14 protein-coding genes are annotated in these 17758 nt (G+C 38.5%); 8 read left to right on the top strand and 6 right to left on the bottom strand.

Annotated features, from left to right (window positions below):
* Positions 1–6: 6 nt before the first annotated feature.
* Complete coding sequence (locus tag EFY79_RS09755) at positions 7–1314, bottom strand: polysaccharide deacetylase family protein (protein ID WP_123120521.1); 1308 nt, start codon at positions 1312–1314, stop codon at positions 7–9.
* Positions 1315–1441: 127 nt separating this feature from the next.
* Here EFY79_RS09755 and kdsA point away from each other — a divergent pair, with 127 nt between their 5' ends.
* Positions 1442–2275 carry a 3-deoxy-8-phosphooctulonate synthase gene (kdsA, locus tag EFY79_RS09750; RefSeq protein ID WP_123120520.1) on the top strand — a complete coding sequence of 278 codons (834 nt, stop codon included), beginning with the start codon at positions 1442–1444 and terminating at the stop codon, positions 2273–2275.
* Positions 2276–2621: 346 nt separating this feature from the next.
* Here kdsA and EFY79_RS09745 read toward each other — a convergent pair whose 3' ends face one another.
* A complete protein-coding gene (locus EFY79_RS09745; protein ID WP_158605190.1) occupies positions 2622–3152 on the bottom strand; it encodes a thioredoxin family protein in 531 nt (176 codons plus the stop codon).
* 75 nt (positions 3153–3227) lie between these two features.
* Between EFY79_RS09745 and EFY79_RS09740 the strand changes: the two genes are divergently transcribed.
* Positions 3228–3785: a UbiX family flavin prenyltransferase gene (locus tag EFY79_RS09740; RefSeq protein WP_123120518.1), complete on the top strand. Its 558-nt coding sequence runs from the start codon at positions 3228–3230 to the stop codon at positions 3783–3785.
* A gap of 20 nt (positions 3786–3805) precedes the next feature.
* Here the strand turns inward: EFY79_RS09740 and EFY79_RS09735 are convergent, their stop codons facing one another.
* From EFY79_RS09735 to purL, 4 genes are all read right to left on the bottom strand, one after another.
* Complete coding sequence (locus EFY79_RS09735) at positions 3806–4468, bottom strand: LolA family protein (protein WP_123120517.1); 663 nt, start codon at positions 4466–4468, stop codon at positions 3806–3808.
* 111 nt (positions 4469–4579) lie between these two features.
* The gene (locus EFY79_RS09730) at positions 4580–6223 is read right to left on the bottom strand and encodes a CTP synthase (protein WP_123120516.1); all 1644 of its coding nucleotides are present in this window, start codon (positions 6221–6223) and stop codon (positions 4580–4582) included.
* A gap of 297 nt (positions 6224–6520) precedes the next feature.
* Entirely contained in the window at positions 6521–7525 is a 1005-nt protein-coding gene (rfaD, locus tag EFY79_RS09725) for an ADP-glyceromanno-heptose 6-epimerase (protein WP_123120515.1), read from the bottom strand.
* Positions 7526–7555: 30 nt separating this feature from the next.
* Positions 7556–9763, bottom strand: coding sequence for a phosphoribosylformylglycinamidine synthase subunit PurL (gene purL, locus EFY79_RS09720; protein ID WP_123120514.1), 2208 nt, complete (start codon positions 9761–9763; stop codon positions 7556–7558).
* A 13-nt stretch (positions 9764–9776) separates the two neighbouring features.
* On the opposite strand from purL, the gene EFY79_RS09715 reads away from it, so the two are divergent.
* From EFY79_RS09715 to EFY79_RS09690, 6 genes are all read left to right on the top strand, one after another.
* Positions 9777–11120, top strand: a complete 1344-nt coding sequence (locus EFY79_RS09715; protein WP_158605189.1) for a hypothetical protein — start codon at positions 9777–9779, stop codon at positions 11118–11120.
* Between the two features lie 189 nt (positions 11121–11309).
* A complete protein-coding gene (locus EFY79_RS09710; protein WP_123120512.1) occupies positions 11310–13502 on the top strand; it encodes a glutamine synthetase III family protein in 2193 nt (730 codons plus the stop codon).
* Positions 13503–13597: 95 nt separating this feature from the next.
* Positions 13598–14002: a hypothetical protein gene (locus EFY79_RS09705; RefSeq protein WP_123120511.1), complete on the top strand. Its 405-nt coding sequence runs from the start codon at positions 13598–13600 to the stop codon at positions 14000–14002.
* Positions 14003–14121: 119 nt separating this feature from the next.
* On the top strand, positions 14122–15219 hold the full coding sequence (gene mnmA, locus EFY79_RS09700; protein ID WP_123120510.1) for a tRNA 2-thiouridine(34) synthase MnmA: 1098 nt from the start codon (positions 14122–14124) through the stop codon (positions 15217–15219).
* Positions 15220–15257: 38 nt separating this feature from the next.
* The gene (locus EFY79_RS09695; protein WP_123120509.1) at positions 15258–15995 is read left to right on the top strand and encodes a hypothetical protein; all 738 of its coding nucleotides are present in this window, start codon (positions 15258–15260) and stop codon (positions 15993–15995) included.
* A 47-nt stretch (positions 15996–16042) separates the two neighbouring features.
* Complete coding sequence (locus EFY79_RS09690; protein ID WP_123120508.1) at positions 16043–17752, top strand: S8 family peptidase; 1710 nt, start codon at positions 16043–16045, stop codon at positions 17750–17752.
* Positions 17753–17758: the final 6 nt, after the last annotated feature.

Raw genomic sequence — 17758 nt, 5'->3', positions numbered from 1 at the left:
ACTATTTTAGGATTTGTTTAAAGAAGATTTTATCTGACTAATCAATTGACGATGTGCTTTTTCCCAGGCCGGAAATTCCCCAATGATATCGTTGTGAAATATCGGTATAAAAGTGCCCTTTACATTTTCAACTTCCTTCATAAGATTCAGCATATCAACCAAAGATTTCTCCGGAGATTTTTCAAGATAATACACAAATGTCGCGTCCATGCAGGTTACGGGCATCATTTTCAAAAAAGTCACTTTTTCATTTTTCAAATCATAAAAGTAAAATGGTGTGCATGTTCCGGCTCTGAAGCCCGGCATCCCGGGAAATCCCATTGAATAATCCTCAGCAATGCCCGCCGAACAAAGGGCATTAAAAGTATCAGGCAAATTGAATTTCAAAAAATGCTGGCGGCTTTTGGTAATTTTTGAAACGGAAATATTTTCAAGCCTTTCTTTTTCGCTTACCATTTTTTCAGGCAACTCTGAGGAAAAAAAAGAAGGATGGATTCCGGGTTGCGTGAACCCCTGGATTTTTTTTACCAACCTTTCCATTTCCGAACTTTTATAGTTTAAATTTCTGTCGTACGGGGACTTATCTGACATTAAAAAAAAGAAAACAGAAGGCAATTGGTTTTTATATAAAAGCTGCTGAAGATCGTCATATATATCCCAGGGATCTTTTTTTGAAAACAATAAAGTCTGAATTCTTTGTAATAAATTTCTGAAACGAAGAAAAAAAATATCCTTCATCGCAGCACCAATATTTCTTCCAAAGCTTCTGCCTTTATATTTATAAGCCACATCGGTGTCGTAAGTTACCACGCAATCAAATTTCTTTTTCTCAAATTGGAGGGTGGGAAATTTTGTGGCTAATTTTTTTCTAAATATTTCTATCCAAATATTCACGACAGGCTTTCGAAGAAAATTATTTTGAAAAGCCAAAGAATCCTCGTGCCTGAATCTGCCAAATTTATCACCCTGAAATGGAAGATATTCCTCATAGCGGCTCACCATAAAAAATACAGAGGAAAAAATGTCAAATCCTAAATCATCTTCCACACATGGAAACAAGATTTTTTTGCTTTCTGCATCTTCTACTTTTATTTCCTGCTTTTTAATTCCTGTTTCAAATAAAATTGAATTGGATTTAATATAAAATTCGTCGCCGAGCCTTTTTGCCGAATAGTTGATTTTTTCGCCGGGAAATTGTTCGAATTCTTTTATGTCTACACAGATCCTGAATGCAAGGCCCAGCTCATGTTTGAAAATTAAATTTAAAATATAGGAGCAGCGGGGAGAATTCTGAGTTAAATAAATAAGTACCATATTTTGAAATCTAAAGCATCACTAATCGAAATGTTTAAAAAAGTAAAGTTGACTTATTTTACTTATTTCGTCAACACAAGCGGGCTTAAAAAATTTATTCAAATATCTTTGAAACAAATAAAAGAACATGGTAGCGTATTTAAAAAAACTTTTCGAAGGGCAGGATTATGATGACAACAATTTTTTTCTTATTGCCGGCCCCTGTGTTGTTGAAAGTGAGGAATTGATTTTTGAAGTAGCTGAAAAAGTTTCAACTGTTTGTAAAAGCTTACGAATTCCGTATGTATTTAAATCATCGTACCGGAAAGCCAACCGCACCAGCGCGTCATCCTTTACGGGTATTGGCGATGAGGACGCTCTACAAATGATTGCCAAAGTTGGAAAACACTTTTCGCTTCCCACAGTATCTGACATTCATGCACATGAGGAAGCTGCAATGGCTGCCAAATACGTAGATATGTTACAAATTCCTGCCTTTCTTTGCCGCCAGACAGACCTTTTAATTGCAGCCGCCGAAACAGGCAAGGTGATAAATGTCAAGAAAGGGCAATTCGTAAATGGCGAATCAATGAAATTTGCCGCAGAAAAAATCCGAAATGCCGGAAACCAGCAAGTATTATTAACGGAAAGGGGAAACACGTTTGGCTATAATGACCTTGTGGTGGATTTTAGGAACATCCCGGTTATGCAGAAGCATAATGTGCCGGTAGTGATGGATTGCACACACAGCCTGCAACAGCCAAACCAGAGTAGTGGAGTTACCGGGGGAAACCCACAAATGATTGGAACGATTGCCAAAGCGGCCATAGCTACAGGGGCAGATGGCCTGTTTATAGAAACCCATCCAAACCCATCCGTTGCAAAAAGCGATGGCGCCAACATGCTTCAGCTTGATTTGCTTGAACCGCTCCTGGCTAGGCTTGTTGAAATAAGAAGAGTAATTGCAAAAGGAGCAGAATAAAAAATCATATTATTTGCCGGTTTGCTGCATCAGCATAATAAAAAAGGGGCCGGATTGAAATCCACCCCTGTTATAATCCAATATCCTATGAAAAACCGAGTTTAAACTACCTGCGTAGTTTGTAATATGATTAAAAGCTTTCGCTTATTTTTTTTGATTGCTTCAAATTTGAATGCTACTATTTCATTAGACTGCATTCGACTATAAAACGTTGCATTGGTTTAATTTATTTTATAAAAAAATAAAAAAAAAGGGGCCGGATGGAAATCCACCCCTGTTATAATCCAATATCCTATGAAAAACCGAGTTTGATCACTTGCGTAATCGTTATATTTTTGAATGGCTTTCACCATTTAGCTTTAAAATTTGCTGAATATTCGTTGAAATTCTGAGTCTTATAATTGCCTTCTCCAAAATACTTCAAAATTATTTCCATCTCCTTCGGTTCCATAAACCCGGGGATAGCCGCGGGAATTTTCTGTGTTTGTGGAAAAATAACAGTATTGGGAAATGCGAGCTGGCCCTGGGTGGCAAATAAAGCAAAATCATTTACCTTATTTCCTTCATCATATTGATAAGTAGTATTGTTCCAGATTACGGGCTGCTTTGTTTCAGCATTCAACCTGACAGCGTAAAAATGTTGATTTATATATGAAATAACTTCTTTATTGTTGTAGGTCTTTTTATCCATTACTTTGCACCAATAGCACCAGTTCGTATAAATATCCATTAGTACCGGTTTAGGATCACTTTTCAATTTCACAGCTACTTCTTCAATCGTAAGCCAGTTTATTTTTTGTTTGTCAGTTGGTTTAACTTTGGCTGAACAAAAAAGAAAAAAGCAGGCTACACTAAAAATTGCAATTCTTTTTTCCATATACATGTAACGGACTTTTTCTAAATTTATTTCAATTCTTCAAAAATATTTTTCCAATCCTTAATCAACAACAAAATGAATAAAATAATTGTTGCCGTATCAGGAGCCAGTGGATCGATTTATGCAAAATTATTATTAGATAAGCTCGCAAAAATTAAATCGCAATGGAAAGAACTGAGTATTATAATCACAGATAATGCCAAAATAGTCTGGAAGACTGAATTGGCAGAAAGCAATTTTGAAAATTACCAGGCTACGTACTATGAAAAAAATGATTTTATGGCGCCATTTGCTTCAGGTTCTGCAAACTTTAATATCATGATAATTGTTCCCTGTAGCATGGGAACCGTTGCCAGGATTGCATCGGGACTATCAAATGATTTAATTTCCCGGGCAGCAGACGTGATTTTAAAAGAAAGAAGAAAACTTATTTGTGTAGTAAGAGAAACCCCCTTCAATCTGATTCATTTAAAAAATATGGAACTTATTACACAAGCCGGAGGGATAATCTGCCCGGCGTCGCCTTCCTTTTACAGCATTCCTAAAACTATTGAAGAAGCCGCCTCAACCGTGGTGGACAGAGTAATACAACTATCGGGATTGCAGATAGAATCTTATCAATGGCCCGGATAAATTTTATAATAAACGCCGGTTTATCTCAAATCTATAATTTCTGCTTTCGGATATTTTTTTGTGTCGAATACAAAAAGTGAATCGGGCAAAGAAGTATTCGTTTTCATGCTGGTAACCTTGTAAATATAGTGGTTGCCATTTTTTTCAAAAACTTTGCTTGAAACTATACTACTTGTCGCTTTGTCAACATATACCAGCACTTTAAAAAACGGTTTCGTTTTATCAATCGGAGTTAATTCAATTTCCTGGATTAGTTTACCACCTTCTTTTTTTTCACCATTGAGCTTATAAAGAAAATCTTTATCGTAAAAGTCAGTAAACATTTTTTGCGGGGTGATTGTATTGGATGAAGCGTCAAACTTAGTTAGTTGAACTTCGTTTGCTGATTTATCGTAAGTCCAGATGTTATCACCATCGCTATAGATTTCCTGGCCTGAAATATTTACACGGTATTTTGAACCTTTCATATATACAACGCCCGACTTGGAGCCTTCAACCTTATTGCCTGAATTTGTAATTGTAAGGGTAAAGTTTGCTGTCACCGTATTGTAGGTTTTGAACGTGGCGCTCACTTTATCCAAAATAACCTTTGCATCCGGATCGCTTGAACCTAATTTATTATTTTGGGAAAAAACGGTTGTAGTACATAATAAAAAAATTGCAGGTAAAAGTGTCTTCCACATGATGATTGATTTATTTTTTAAACTTGACAAATATACTTTATAGACCTAACTATGGCATTTGATGTTTAAAATAATAATGAAGGCAAAATGTTAATTATCAGCCGTCGGTTTTCAGGCTTCTACTCTTGTCAAAAGGGATTTGTCCTGGTTTACTTTGGTGAATTCTTTGGCTGCTTTTATGAAATGGACAAAAATAGGGTGAGGATTTTCAACAGTACTTTTTAATTCAGGATGAAACTGTACACCAATAAAAAAAGGGTGATTTTTTAGCTCCATAATTTCAACCAGACCACTTTCCGGATTTATTCCGCTGGCTATCATCCCTGAATTTTCAAATTCTTTAAGGTATTTATTATTAAATTCCCAGCGGTGGCGGTGGCGTTCATGGATTTCTGACGTTCCATAAATTGAATACGCAAGCGTATTTTCTTTTATGATACAGGGATAAGAACCCAGCCGCATAGTACCACCTTTCATGGTAACTTTTTTCTGCTCTTCCATCATATCGATAACGGGATTTCGGGTATCAGGATTCATTTCAGTTGAATCCGCATCTGCAATATTGAGAACATTCCTCGCAAATTCTATCGCCGCCATTTGCATACCCAGGCAAATTCCAAAAAAGGGAAGGTTGTTTTCTCTTGCATATTTCACGGCTATAATTTTTCCTTCTACGCCCCGCGTTCCAAAACCGGGCGCCACCAGCAAGCCATCGAGGCCTAATAATTTTTCTTCCACATTTTGGTCATCTATATATTCACTATGCACGTTTAACACCTGCACTTTGCAATCATTCATAGCGCCGGCATGAATAAATGATTCCAAAATAGATTTGTACGCATCCTGCAATTCAATGTATTTTCCAATAAGGCCAATGGTAACCTTGTGGGCGGGGTGTTTCACCTTATCCAAAAATTCCTTCCATTTGGTGAGTTCCGGCTCGTTATAATTGTGAATATTTAATTTTTTTAAAACAATCAGGTCTAATTTTTCGCGAAGCATGGCAATCGGCACTTCATAAATTGTAGAAGCATCCGCAGCTTCTATAACAGCATCCACTTTTACATTACAAAAAAGCGCCACCTTTCTTTTTAATTCATCTCCCAAAGGCCGCTCAGTACGGCAAACCAATATATCCGGATGGACGCCATTTTCACTCATCATTTTTACACTATGCTGAGTGGGCTTGGTTTTTAATTCCTTGGCCGCCTTCAGGTAAGGAATCAGCGTAAGATGCACCACCAGGCAGTCGCTTTCCGGCAATTCCCATTGGATCTGCCTTACCGCCTCAATAAAAGGAAGGCTTTCTATATCACCAACCGTGCCGCCTATCTCGGTAATTATGATATCATATTCAAATTTCTCGCCGAGCAACAGCATTCTTCGTTTTATCTCGTCAGTAATATGTGGAACTACCTGTACGGTTTTGCCGAGGTAATCACCTTCTCTTTCACGATTTATTACGGTCTGATAAATTCTTCCGGTAGTAACGTTATTTGCCTGGCTGGTATTAATATTTAAGAAACGTTCGTAATGGCCCAAATCCAGGTCAGTCTCTGCTCCATCTTCTGTTACAAAACATTCGCCATGCTCATAAGGATTAAGCGTACCGGGGTCAACATTGATATAAGGGTCAAATTTTTGAATAGTGACACGCAATCCTCTCGCCTGTAAAAGTTTAGCGAGCGATGCAGCAATTATTCCTTTTCCTAAAGAAGAAGTAACCCCGCCTGTTACGAAAATATATTTGGCCATATTCTATAATTTATTCAACAAATAAAATGCCTCCCAATACAACAATTATCCTGTTTATTGAACGGCAAAAAACCTGACCATCGGAAATAAGAATGAAAAAAAATCCGTGAGGTCGTGCAAACTTACATTTAAAATTTTAGCCGCAAAAGTTATAATAATAATTGTGGAAAAATCTGATTCAGGAACAAAGAAACCGAACCGATAAAACAGCTTCTTTAATCCGGATAAATTTGAAAAAATTGGCCAGTGCGAAGACAGTAAACCAATAAATATCCGCTTTTTATTTTTGGTCCGAGGTTAATAATGTTTTTTTTGGGAAAGATAATTTCCAACATAATCTTTTATGCCTTCTTCGAGTGAATAAAAGGGCTGCGAATAGCCGGCATGCCGGATTTTATCCATAACAGCTTCGGTAAAATACTGGTACGTTTCGCGAATATCTTCCGGCATATCAATATATTCTATTTGAGGAGCAATATCCAGGGCCGAAAAGGTGGCTTTCACCAAATCATTAAAGGTTCTTGCCTTTCCGGTGCCCACATTATAGATTCCGGAAATAAAAGTTGCTGGAGTGCTTTTCCAGCATTCAAGAAACCAATAACAAATTTTTAAAACGTCTTTTACATAAACAAAATCCCGCAATTGCTCCCCATGGCTGAAACCCTTTTTATGTGATTTAAATAGTTTTACAAAACCATTTTGTTTGATCTGGTTATAAGAATGAAAGATAACACTTGCCATCCTGCCCTTGTGATATTCGTTGGGCCCATACACATTAAAAAATTTTAATCCTGCCCATTTCGGCGGACTGTCATCCTGAGCCTGTCGAAGGACCCACTTATCAAATTCATTTTTTGAAATCCCATATGGATTTAGTGGCTTTAAATCAGGAATGATATTTTCATCGTCTTTATAACCAAGTTCGCCACTACCATACGTTGCAGCGGAAGATGCATATACAAGCGGCACTTTTTTTCGTGCGCAATAATGCCAAACTTTTTTAGAATATTCTACATTCAAATGTTCATGAATGGAATAATTAAATTCTGTGGTATCTGTTCGTGCGCCGATGTGGTAAAAGAAATGAATTTCCGGATCTTCTTTTTCCAGCCAATCAAAAAATTCTTCTCTTTCAATCTTTTTTGCAAAAGCTTTTCCCTTAAGATTTATATCTTTTTCATGTTTGAAAAAATCATCTACTAAAATCAAATTCTCATAACCGGCATTATTTAAAAAACCTGCAAGACAACTTCCAATAAAGCCTGCAGCGCCGGTTACTACTATGTTTGAGGTTATATCCATTATAAAGTATTGGTGCTAAAAATTTATTTCTTATATATTTTCCCTCATATAATTCCCAATCGCCGCATCATATTTTTTTCTCCATTCAATGATATTTCCCCAATCTTCATTTTCAATTTTTATTTGGCCAGATGTAACTGTTCCTAATTTTTCAAAAGGAATATCTAATGAACTTTCAAACTCTTCAATTTTATCAGGATTTACAGAAACAACTACTCTTCCCTGCGCTTCTCCAAACCAATAAGCATCATTACGAATTGCAGATATTTGTTTGTTTACTACAAATCCCAAATTCCGATTAAATCCGCTTTCAGCAAGCGTTACAAATAATCCGCCTTCAGAAATATCATGCGCGGAAACAATGATTTTATTTTTGATCAAAGAACTAACGGCTTTGTGTAAACGAAATTCTTCTTCAAGATTGAAATAAGGCGCAGGAGAATATTCGATGCCGCAAATTTTATGCATATATTCTGAGCAATTGAAGTCTTCTACATTTTTGCCGAGTAGATAAATTACATCGCCTTCATTCTTAAAATCCAATGTCATTTTATTTTCATAATCTTCCAAAAGCCCAACCATTCCAATAACCGGCGTCGGATAAACGGGGCCGGATGGAGATTGATTATAAAAACTAACATTACCACCCGTAACCGGCGTATCGAATTTTTTACAAGCTTCACTCATTCCCTTAATGCTTTCTACAAACTGATAATACACTTCGGGGTCATAAGGATTTCCAAAATTCAAACAATTGGTAACACCGAGTGGAATGCCACCGCTACAGACAATGTTTCTTGCGGCTTCACTTACTGCTATCATGCAACCAACAAAAGGATTCGCAAAAACATAAAGACTGTTACAATCTGTGGTAAGGGCAAGTGCTTTTTTTGTTCCGTGTATCAGAACAACTGAAGCGTCTGCAGGCGCGTTCGTATTAAGATTGGCGGCACCCACCATGCTATCGTATTGTTCATAAATCCATTTCTTGGAAGCAATGGAAGGAAGAGTAATTAATTTTTCCGCAATCCCTTTTAAATTTGTCGGCACAGGAATTTTGGATGCATCAAACTCTTTTATTTTTTCAAAATATTTTGGCTCTTTATATTCTCTCGTATATACCGGAGCGCCACCGCCAAGCACCAAACTTTCGGCTGGCATTTCCGCTTCCAATTCGTCATTCATATAAAAGCGAAGCATTTCTCCATTGGTTACTTCGCCAATTTGCTGACAAGGCAGATCCCATTTTTCAAAAATATCAGTCACTTCTTTTTCTCTTCCTTTTTGAACGGTCAAAAGCATTCTTTCCTGGCTCTCACTCAGCAATAATTCCCATGCTTTCATTCCCTGTTGACGTGTTGGCACTTTTTCCAAATGAATATTCATTCCAACACCGCCTTTGGCGCTCGTTTCAGCCGTTGAACAAATTATTCCTGCTGCTCCCATATCCTGCATTCCAACAATAGCGCCGGTTTGGATTACTTCCAAACAAGCTTCCAACAATTTTTTTTCCTGGAAAGGATCACCCACCTGAACCGCGGGCAAATCTTCCGCACTGTTTTCAGTAATGTCTGCAGAAGCAAACGCTGCACCACCCATTCCATCTTTTCCTGTCGCGCTTCCCGCAATAAAAACCGGATTTCCCTCGCCAACAGCAGTCGCACTCACGGTTTCCCCTAAACGAACCACTCCGGCGCTCATCGCGTTTACCAAAGGATTGGTGTGATAACATTCTTCAAAATAAATTTCACCACCAACAGTTGGAACACCGAAACAATTGCCATAATGCCCGATACCACTTACCACGCCGCTTAATAAGTGTTGTGTTTTTTCATGTTCAATATTTCCAAAACGCAAAGAATTTAACGTAGCGATTGGCCTTGCACCCATTGTAAAAATATCGCGGTGAATGCCGCCAACACCCGTTGCTGCGCCCTGAAATGGCTCAATTGCAGAAGGATGATTATGGCTTTCAATTTTAAAAACCACCCCCAGGCCATCACCTATGTCCATTAACCCGGCATTTTCTTCCCCCGCTGCTACTAACAGTCTGGAGCCTTCTTTAGGTAAGGTTTTGAGCCATTTGATAGAATTTTTATAGCTGCAATGTTCACTCCACATAACCGAATATGCGCTCAGCTCTGTAAAATTGGGTACCCGTCCAAGGATCTCAGTAATTTTTTCGAATTCCTCTTTTTTAAGTCCCAGTTTTTCAGCCGTTTCAAATGTTATTTCCATAATTGTAATAAAAATGGCAAACTTACAATCTATTCACTTTTTCTGTGAAATATCCATTGCTATTATTTTAACTAACTTCCCACAATTAAATAATCGCTGCTTGTTTTATATTCTTTTTATCATTTATGCGGTTTTTTTTTGCTGGCTGATTACGCGCATTCGCTTTTTTCGAAGTACAGGATTATTACCTCAATTGCTCGTTGCATTATTCATCGTTCGAATTTTAGTGATGATTGCGGGCTGTTATGTAAACCTGTATATTTTGCCCGTTTCCGATACGGTGGCATTTCACAATATGGGCACGGACGATTTCAACCTGCTTTTACGCAATGGCCGGGAATATTTCTCCCAAATTTTTCATAACCCTTACGTACACGGATATTCAAGATTATTCGATGATTATCATTCTTTCTGGAACAATTTGCGGACTATCCTTATTGTAAAGATGGTTTCAATATTTGATTTCTTCAGCTTCAAAGATTTTTGGATTAATTCATTATTTTTCAATTTCATTGTCTTTTTTGGCTGCGCTGCGCTGTACAAAGTTTTTGTCCGGGTGTTTCCCCAATCGGGGATTCCACTTATTTTGTGTATTTTTCTTTTCCCTTCCGCTTTGTTTTTTTCCGCAATGATACACCGGGATGGCTTAATTTTTTTGGCCATTTCAATGGTGGTATATCATTTATATTTTTTTAAAAAAGGAGGAAACATTTTTAAAAGAATTGTAATTATCTCACTGTTTCTTCTGTTGATTTTTTGCCTGAGAAACTATGTTTTCCTTCTTCTTATTCCTGCCCTGATGGCGTGGATGCTGGCTGAGAAATTTCCAAAAAAATCGCTAATGATATTTGTAGCAACCTATTTTTTGGGCTTGTTGTTCTTTTTCTTGTCAGGATTGATTTCACCTAAGATTGATTTTCCGGGCTATGTAGCGAAGCGACAGGAAAGCTTTATTCAAATAGGAAAGCAAGGAAATTCTACTATAAAAGTCGATACACTGAAGCCCACTTTTGGAAGTTTTATTAAAAATGCACCCCAGGCGTTTGACCTGGCCTTTCTCCGTCCCTATCTTTCAAAAATAAATGAGACTGCTTTTGCTCCTTTTGCTCTTGAAATTTTGCTAATACAAATCTTATTGGTGCTGCTCATATTTTTCCATAAAAAAACGCCGGAAATTCAACCTATTATTTATTTTAATCTTTTTTTCAGTATTTCCGCACTTTTGATAGGAGGATATGTAGTGCCTATAATAGGTGCTATTGTCAGATATAGAAGCATATACTTTATTTTCCTGCTGATTCCGGTGGTGTGCTACATTGACTGGACGACAGCGTTACAACTCAAAAGAAAAAAATAAAGCATCATTTCGGAAATAAATTTTAGTTCTTTTTATGCTTTTACTGTTAAATTGAAATAGGCAAAATCCAATTATAAAAAATAAAATGTATGTTTTTTGGGTATTATATTTAAAATTTTAGGAAAAAGTGGATAATTATTTGGACTTTTTCAGAATTAATTTGTTTTTTTGCACCTCAAAACTTTAAAAATGGAATCATTACGCTTAAATGCATTAAATGAGATTCTATCCACGCCGAGAAGTCAGGAGGTAGATTCACCGCAAAAAATCACCAATTTTTTTGCGGAAAACGTTTTCGATCTTAAAAAAGCCCGGGAATACCTGAGCGACGAAGCTTACAAGAGCCTGGTTTCTTCCATTAAGAACCAGACAAAAATTGACCGGAAAATGGGCGACCAGATAGCCTCTGCATTAAAACGGTGGGCACAAACAAAAAATGTGACCCATTATACCCACTGGTTTCAACCACTGACAGGAGCCACCGCCGAAAAGCACGATTCTTTTTTCACCATAAAAAGTGACGGAACCGCCATTGAGGAGTTTGACGGCAATGCGCTGATTCAACAGGAGCCTGATGCGTCTTCGTTCCCGAGCGGAGGAATAAGGGCTACTTTTGAAGCCCGCGGGTATACCGCATGGGATCCATCTTCACCTCCATTTGTGGTTGAAATTGGAAATGGCCGCACCTTATGCATCCCCACTATTTTTGTTTCCTATACAGGCGAATCATTAGATGCTAAAACGCCACTCTTAAAATCAACAGTAGCGCTGGAAAAGGCGGCGGTGGATGTTTGCCAGTATTTTGATAAAAATATTACTTCTGTTAAGCCCACGCTTGGATGGGAGCAGGAATATTTTGTAGTAGACGCCACTTTAGCAAATGCACGCCCTGATTTAATAATGACGGGGCGTACTCTTTTTGGCCAGGCTCCCGCAAAAGGTCAGCAACTAGAGGACCATTATTTTGGCGCCATTCCGGAAAGAGTATATGCATTTATGAGGGATTTTGAAAACCAGGCCTACAAATTAGGCGTTCCGCTTAAGACACGCCATAATGAGGTGGCTCCGGCCCAGTTTGAATGTGCGCCTATTTTTGAAGAGGTGAATATAGCAGTAGATCATAATACGCTGCTAATGGATTTGATGGTGCGGGTAGCACGGAGACATAATCTTCTCGTGCTCCTGCATGAAAAACCATTTGCTAAAATAAATGGTAGTGGCAAACATAATAACTGGAGCATGGCAACCAATACAGGTGTCAATTTGCTGGCGCCGGGCAAAACGCCAAAAACCAATTTGATGTTTCTTGCTTTTTTTGTAAACACAATTAAAGCAGTTCACGACCATGCTGATATTTTGAGAGCGTCAATAGCAACAGCAGGAAACGACCACAGGCTTGGAGCAAATGAAGCGCCGCCGGCAATTATTTCCATCTTCACCGGCAAATATTTAAGCGATGTATTAAATGAAGTTGAAAAACGCGTAGGCCATGATTTTGACGAGCAGGATGAGGCAATGTTAAAACTCGATATTCATAAAAGCATTCCTGAACTGATGATGGACAATACCGATAGAAACAGGACTTCTCCGTTTGCATTTACAGGCAATAAGTTTGAATTCAGAGCGGTGGGATCTTCTGAAAATTGCGCCGGGCCAATGACTGTGCTAAACACCATAGTTGCAGATGCGCTTACGGATTTTAAGATTGAAGTAGACTCAATAATTGAAAAGGGGGAGAAAAAAGAAATTGCTTTGATGCAAACGATTCAAAAGTATATTGTCGAAAGCAAAAATATACTGTTTGAAGGCGATGGCTACAGCGAAGCATGGGCTAAGGAAGCTGAAAAGAGAGGGCTGTCTAATATTAAAACCACTCCGTTGGCTTTGGATGCGTTTGTTTCAGATGCTGCCAAAAAATTGTTCTCCCGGTTCGATATTTTCACAACCAAGGAACTGGAAGCCCGTCACGAAATTCAACTGGAAAACTATATTAAAAAAATCCAGATAGAAGCACGGATGATGGGAGAGTTGGCAAGCACTTATATTTTGCCACCTGCAGTAAAGTATCAAAATATCCTGATACAAAATATCAAGGGCCTCAAAGAACTTGGATTTGCTGAGAAAGACTATTCTTCACAGTTGCAGATTGCGCAAAAAATTTCTGAACACGTGGATGTGATTGGCACCAGGGTTAAAGAAATGATTGAAGCGAGAAAAGTGGCCAATAATATTTCGGAATCAAGAGAAAGAGCTATCAGTTATTGTGATGAAGTAAGAAAACACTTTGAAGTAATCAGGTACCACGTGGATAAACTTGAGCTTTTGATTGATGATGAATTGTGGGAACTGCCACGTTACAGGGAGCTTTTGTTTGTTCAATAATCGAAGGCAAACTTGTTTTATGTTTTTTAACAGGCCGGAGTTAAACTTCGGCCTTTTTGTTTGTTCTATGGTTCAAACAATTAAAAATACACAACATGAAAAAATTATTTCTCGTAGCCATAGCCGGTTTATTCTTTGCAGCTAACGGCAACGCACAGGTAAAAAGAAACGTTCCTCATTCTCAACACATGCGCTCTGATTCTTCCCGTCATTTCCAAAAAGGAAAGATGCAAGACCAGTTAAATCTCACTGCCGATCAGAAGTCGCAAATGAAAGCGCTTCACCAGGATATGAAGCAACAAAGAGAGGGAATAATGAATGACCAAAGCCTCACTTCTGATCAAAAGAAAGAGAAAATGAAAGAATTGCGTAAATCACAATCTGAAAAAATGAACACGATTCTTACTCCGGATCAACAGGCAAAAATGAAAGAGCTAAGAAAACAAAGAATGAAAAATCACAAAATGAATCATGGAATGAAAAAAAGCCACGCATCGTAAAATTTGAAAAGTTTTCCCGTGAAAATTAAAGCCGGTTCATCGCAAGATGGCCGGCTTTAGCATATAATTGAAAACTCCTGAAAACCGAATCGTGTATCTTTGCCAATTATTTAAAAAAGATGAGTACTAAAGGAAAAGTTTTAATGGCGATGAGCGGAGGAATCGACAGTACAGTTGCCGCTTTGATGCTTCATAATGAAGGTTTTGAAGTAGTGGGAATTACTATGAAAACCTGGGATTATGCCACCAGTGGGGGCAAAACCAATAAAGAAACCGGATGTTGCAATATCGACAGTTTTAATGATGCGCGGATGGCCGCCGTGCAGCATGGATTTCCGCATTTTATTCTTGATATCCGTAATGAATTCGGAGATTTTGTAGTTAACAATTTTGTAGACGAATATATGGCCGGCCGAACCCCTAATCCCTGTATTTTGTGCAATACGCATATCAAATGGCGGGCGCTGTCAAAAAGAGCAGATGCGCTGGGTTGCGATTTTATTGCTACAGGACATTACGCGCAAATACATCAACATTCAAACGGAAGGTATTTTGTAAGAAAAGGAATTGACGAAACAAAAGACCAGAGCTATGTATTGTGGGGATTGCAACAGGATTTATTAAGCAGGACGCTTTTGCCTCTGGGCACTTACCGGAAAACAGAAATCAGGCAAATGGCTACTGACTTTGGCTATCCCGACCTGGCAAAGAAGAATGAAAGCTATGAAATTTGCTTTGTTCCCGACAATGATTACCGCGGATTCCTAAAAAGAAAAGTAGAAGGACTGGAAGAAAAAGTTTCCGGCGGATTTTTTGTAGATAAAACGGGAAAAATTCTTGGGCCGCACAAAGGCTACCCTTTCTATACCGTGGGCCAAAGAAAAGGGCTTGATATTGCTTTGGGCAAACCTGCTTTTGTGACGAAAATTATTCCTGAATCCAACACCATCGTTTTAGGCGATGAAGAAGATTTGAAAGGAAGTGAATTGACCGTTAAAGGAATCAACTGGGTAAAATATGATGGCGTTTCTGACGGAATGGAAGCCCTTACAAAAATCAGGTATAAAGATAAAGGGGCGCTTTCTAACCTTTCTGCATACGAAAACGGCTTGAAAGTCCGTTTCTATGAAAAGGTAAAAGGGATAGCACCGGGCCAGAGCGCTGTTTTTTACGAAGATAATGATGTGATTGGCGGTGGAATTATCCAAAGAAATTAAATAAAACAAAAGCATCTCCCAAAGATTAATTTTCTTGTATGACAAAACGTATCCTCAGTTTTGCTTCCGTCTTACTAATTTTAGCTGCCTGCAAAAAGGAAACGGCAACGCTGCCTGTTTGGCCGGTTGGCGATTATTTCCCGTTGGAAATTGGAAAATATATTACTTACGATCTTGATTCTACCGTGTTTACAAATTTTAATCAAACGCTTACCGTAAGGCATTACCAGGCACAGTACCGCGTAGAAGATAGCACAACGGATAATCCCGGAAATACGGGATTTGTAATTAACCGTTATTTGAGGTCAGATTCAACCAAGCCCTGGGAAATTGATAATGTGTTCACCGCTTTTCCTGCTTCAAAATCCATAGAATATGTGCAGGACAACCTGCGTTTTATCAAATTGATGGGCCCTGTTACAAACGGTTTTTCATGGAAAGGAAATAGTTACCTGGCCTATGATCCCTATCGTGATTATGTTTTTGCCAACCCCGCTTTTATGGAAGACTGGAATTATACTTACGAAAATGTAAACCAGCCAATGACTATCAATTCAAAAGATTTTGAAAATACAATTACCGTTTTTGAAGTAGCTGATTCAACCGGAAACCCCGAGGTAGCCGGAACGAAATATGCCGAGAAAACCAGCAGCGTAGAAATGTATGCAAAAGGCGTGGGTTTGATCTACAAAGATTTTATTCATTGGGAATTCCAGGGAACAGACAATACATTTAAAGGCTTTGGCGAAAGGCTCAGCATTATTGATCATAATTAATTTTTCAGAATTGCAGTAAACTAATAAAAAATCCTTTTTTTTATTTTATGAGAAAAGAATTTCTCTTCCTGGTAATAATCATTTTCTTTTCTCTTGATTCTTTTGCTCAGTTTACAAAATATGTAGTCAGCTTTACAGACAAAGCCGGCACTCCTTTTTCCATCAGCGATCCATCAAAATTCTTATCAGAGAAAGCTATTGAAAGAAGGGCAAAGCAACACATCGCAATCGATGAAACTGATCTGCCCATCGTTTCCGCATATATCGACAGCATTCGTTCCGTTGAAAATGTCACTGTTCTCGACGGCTCAAAATGGTTGAATCAAATTTGTATTGCTACTGCTGATTCACTGGCCATTCTAAAAATCAATTCTTTTTCTTTTGTCGCAAAAACAAGCCCCGTCAAAAGGTTGGTCCGTTCAAACGTTGCGGAAAGAAATCAATCGCCGGAGTGGGCGCAAAAAAATAAATTCAGCAAAGAAACGAAAGGAATTTTATCGCCAGCCTCGCCGCCGGTCTCCGGAAATTATTATTCGTACGGAAATTCATACGCGCAGGTCCATATCCACAATGGCGAATATTTACACAACAACGGTTTTCGCGGAAAGGGAATGCTGATTGCTATCATAGATGCCGGCTTCTATCATTACCGCAGCCTGCCTGCGTTCGACAGTGTTAACCTGAATAATAAGATAATTGATACTTATGATTTTGTTGACAATGAGGCTTCAGTCGATGAAGATAATTATCATGGAATGATGTGCTTTTCAATCATTGCAGGAAATATCCCGGGCGAATTGGTAGGCTCATGTCCGGATGCAAATTTTTTATTGTATCGTTCCGAAGATGTGGCTTCCGAATCTCCTGTTGAAGAACAATATTGGATAGCCGCTGCAGAAAGGGCCGACAGCGCAGGCGCAGATATCATTTCTACTTCATTAGGTTATAATACATTTGATAATCCCGTTTTCGATTATACATACAAAGACATGAACGGCCATACGAGCATGATTGCCAAAGCGGCTACTCTTGCTGCAAAAAAAGGAATGATCGTGTTAGCAGCCGCCGGAAATGAAGGCGATGATAGCTGGCACTATATAACCACTCCCGGCGATGCCGATAGCATTATTACGGTAGGCGCCGTAGATACTTTGGGAATTCCTGCGCCTTTCAGCAGCTATGGGCCCTCCAGCGACGGCCGGGTTAAACCGACAGCAGCTTCTGTAGGTTCGGGGACTGCAATTTCCTCCACTTCGGGAACTATTCAAGCAGGTTCGGGAACGTCGTTTGCCACGCCCAATCTTGCCGGACTTGTTACTTGTTTGTGGCAGGCTTTTCCCGACTTCACAAACATGCAGATAATTGACGCCGTAAAAAAAAGCAGCAGCATTTATAATGCACCTGACAACCGGATTGGGTATGGGCTGCCTGATTTTAAAAAGGCTTTTGATGATTTGACCAATCAAGAAATAATCAGAAACATCGCTCCTGTTCTCCAAAATAATTTTATCAAAATATTTCCAAATCCTTTTAAAAATAATTTTACCATCGCAGTTAATCCACCACTTACATCCGTAGCCACTTTCAGTTTATATGATGCTGCAGGAAAATTATATTTTGCAAAAAAAGTCTCAGTGCAATCAGGAGTGATCCAGGTTATCCATTTCAATCAAATGCAGTTGCTTCAAAAAGGTATCTATATTTTAAAATACAATGATGGTAAGAATAAGAAGAGCCTTAAGTTGATGGCTCAATAAATTCTT

It is taken from the genome of Hanamia caeni (assembly GCF_003721595.1).
Classification (GTDB): domain Bacteria; phylum Bacteroidota; class Bacteroidia; order Chitinophagales; family Chitinophagaceae; genus Ginsengibacter; species Ginsengibacter caeni.
The sequence above is the reverse complement of the archived record's forward strand: the minus strand, read 5'-3'. Positions and strand labels throughout refer to the sequence as shown.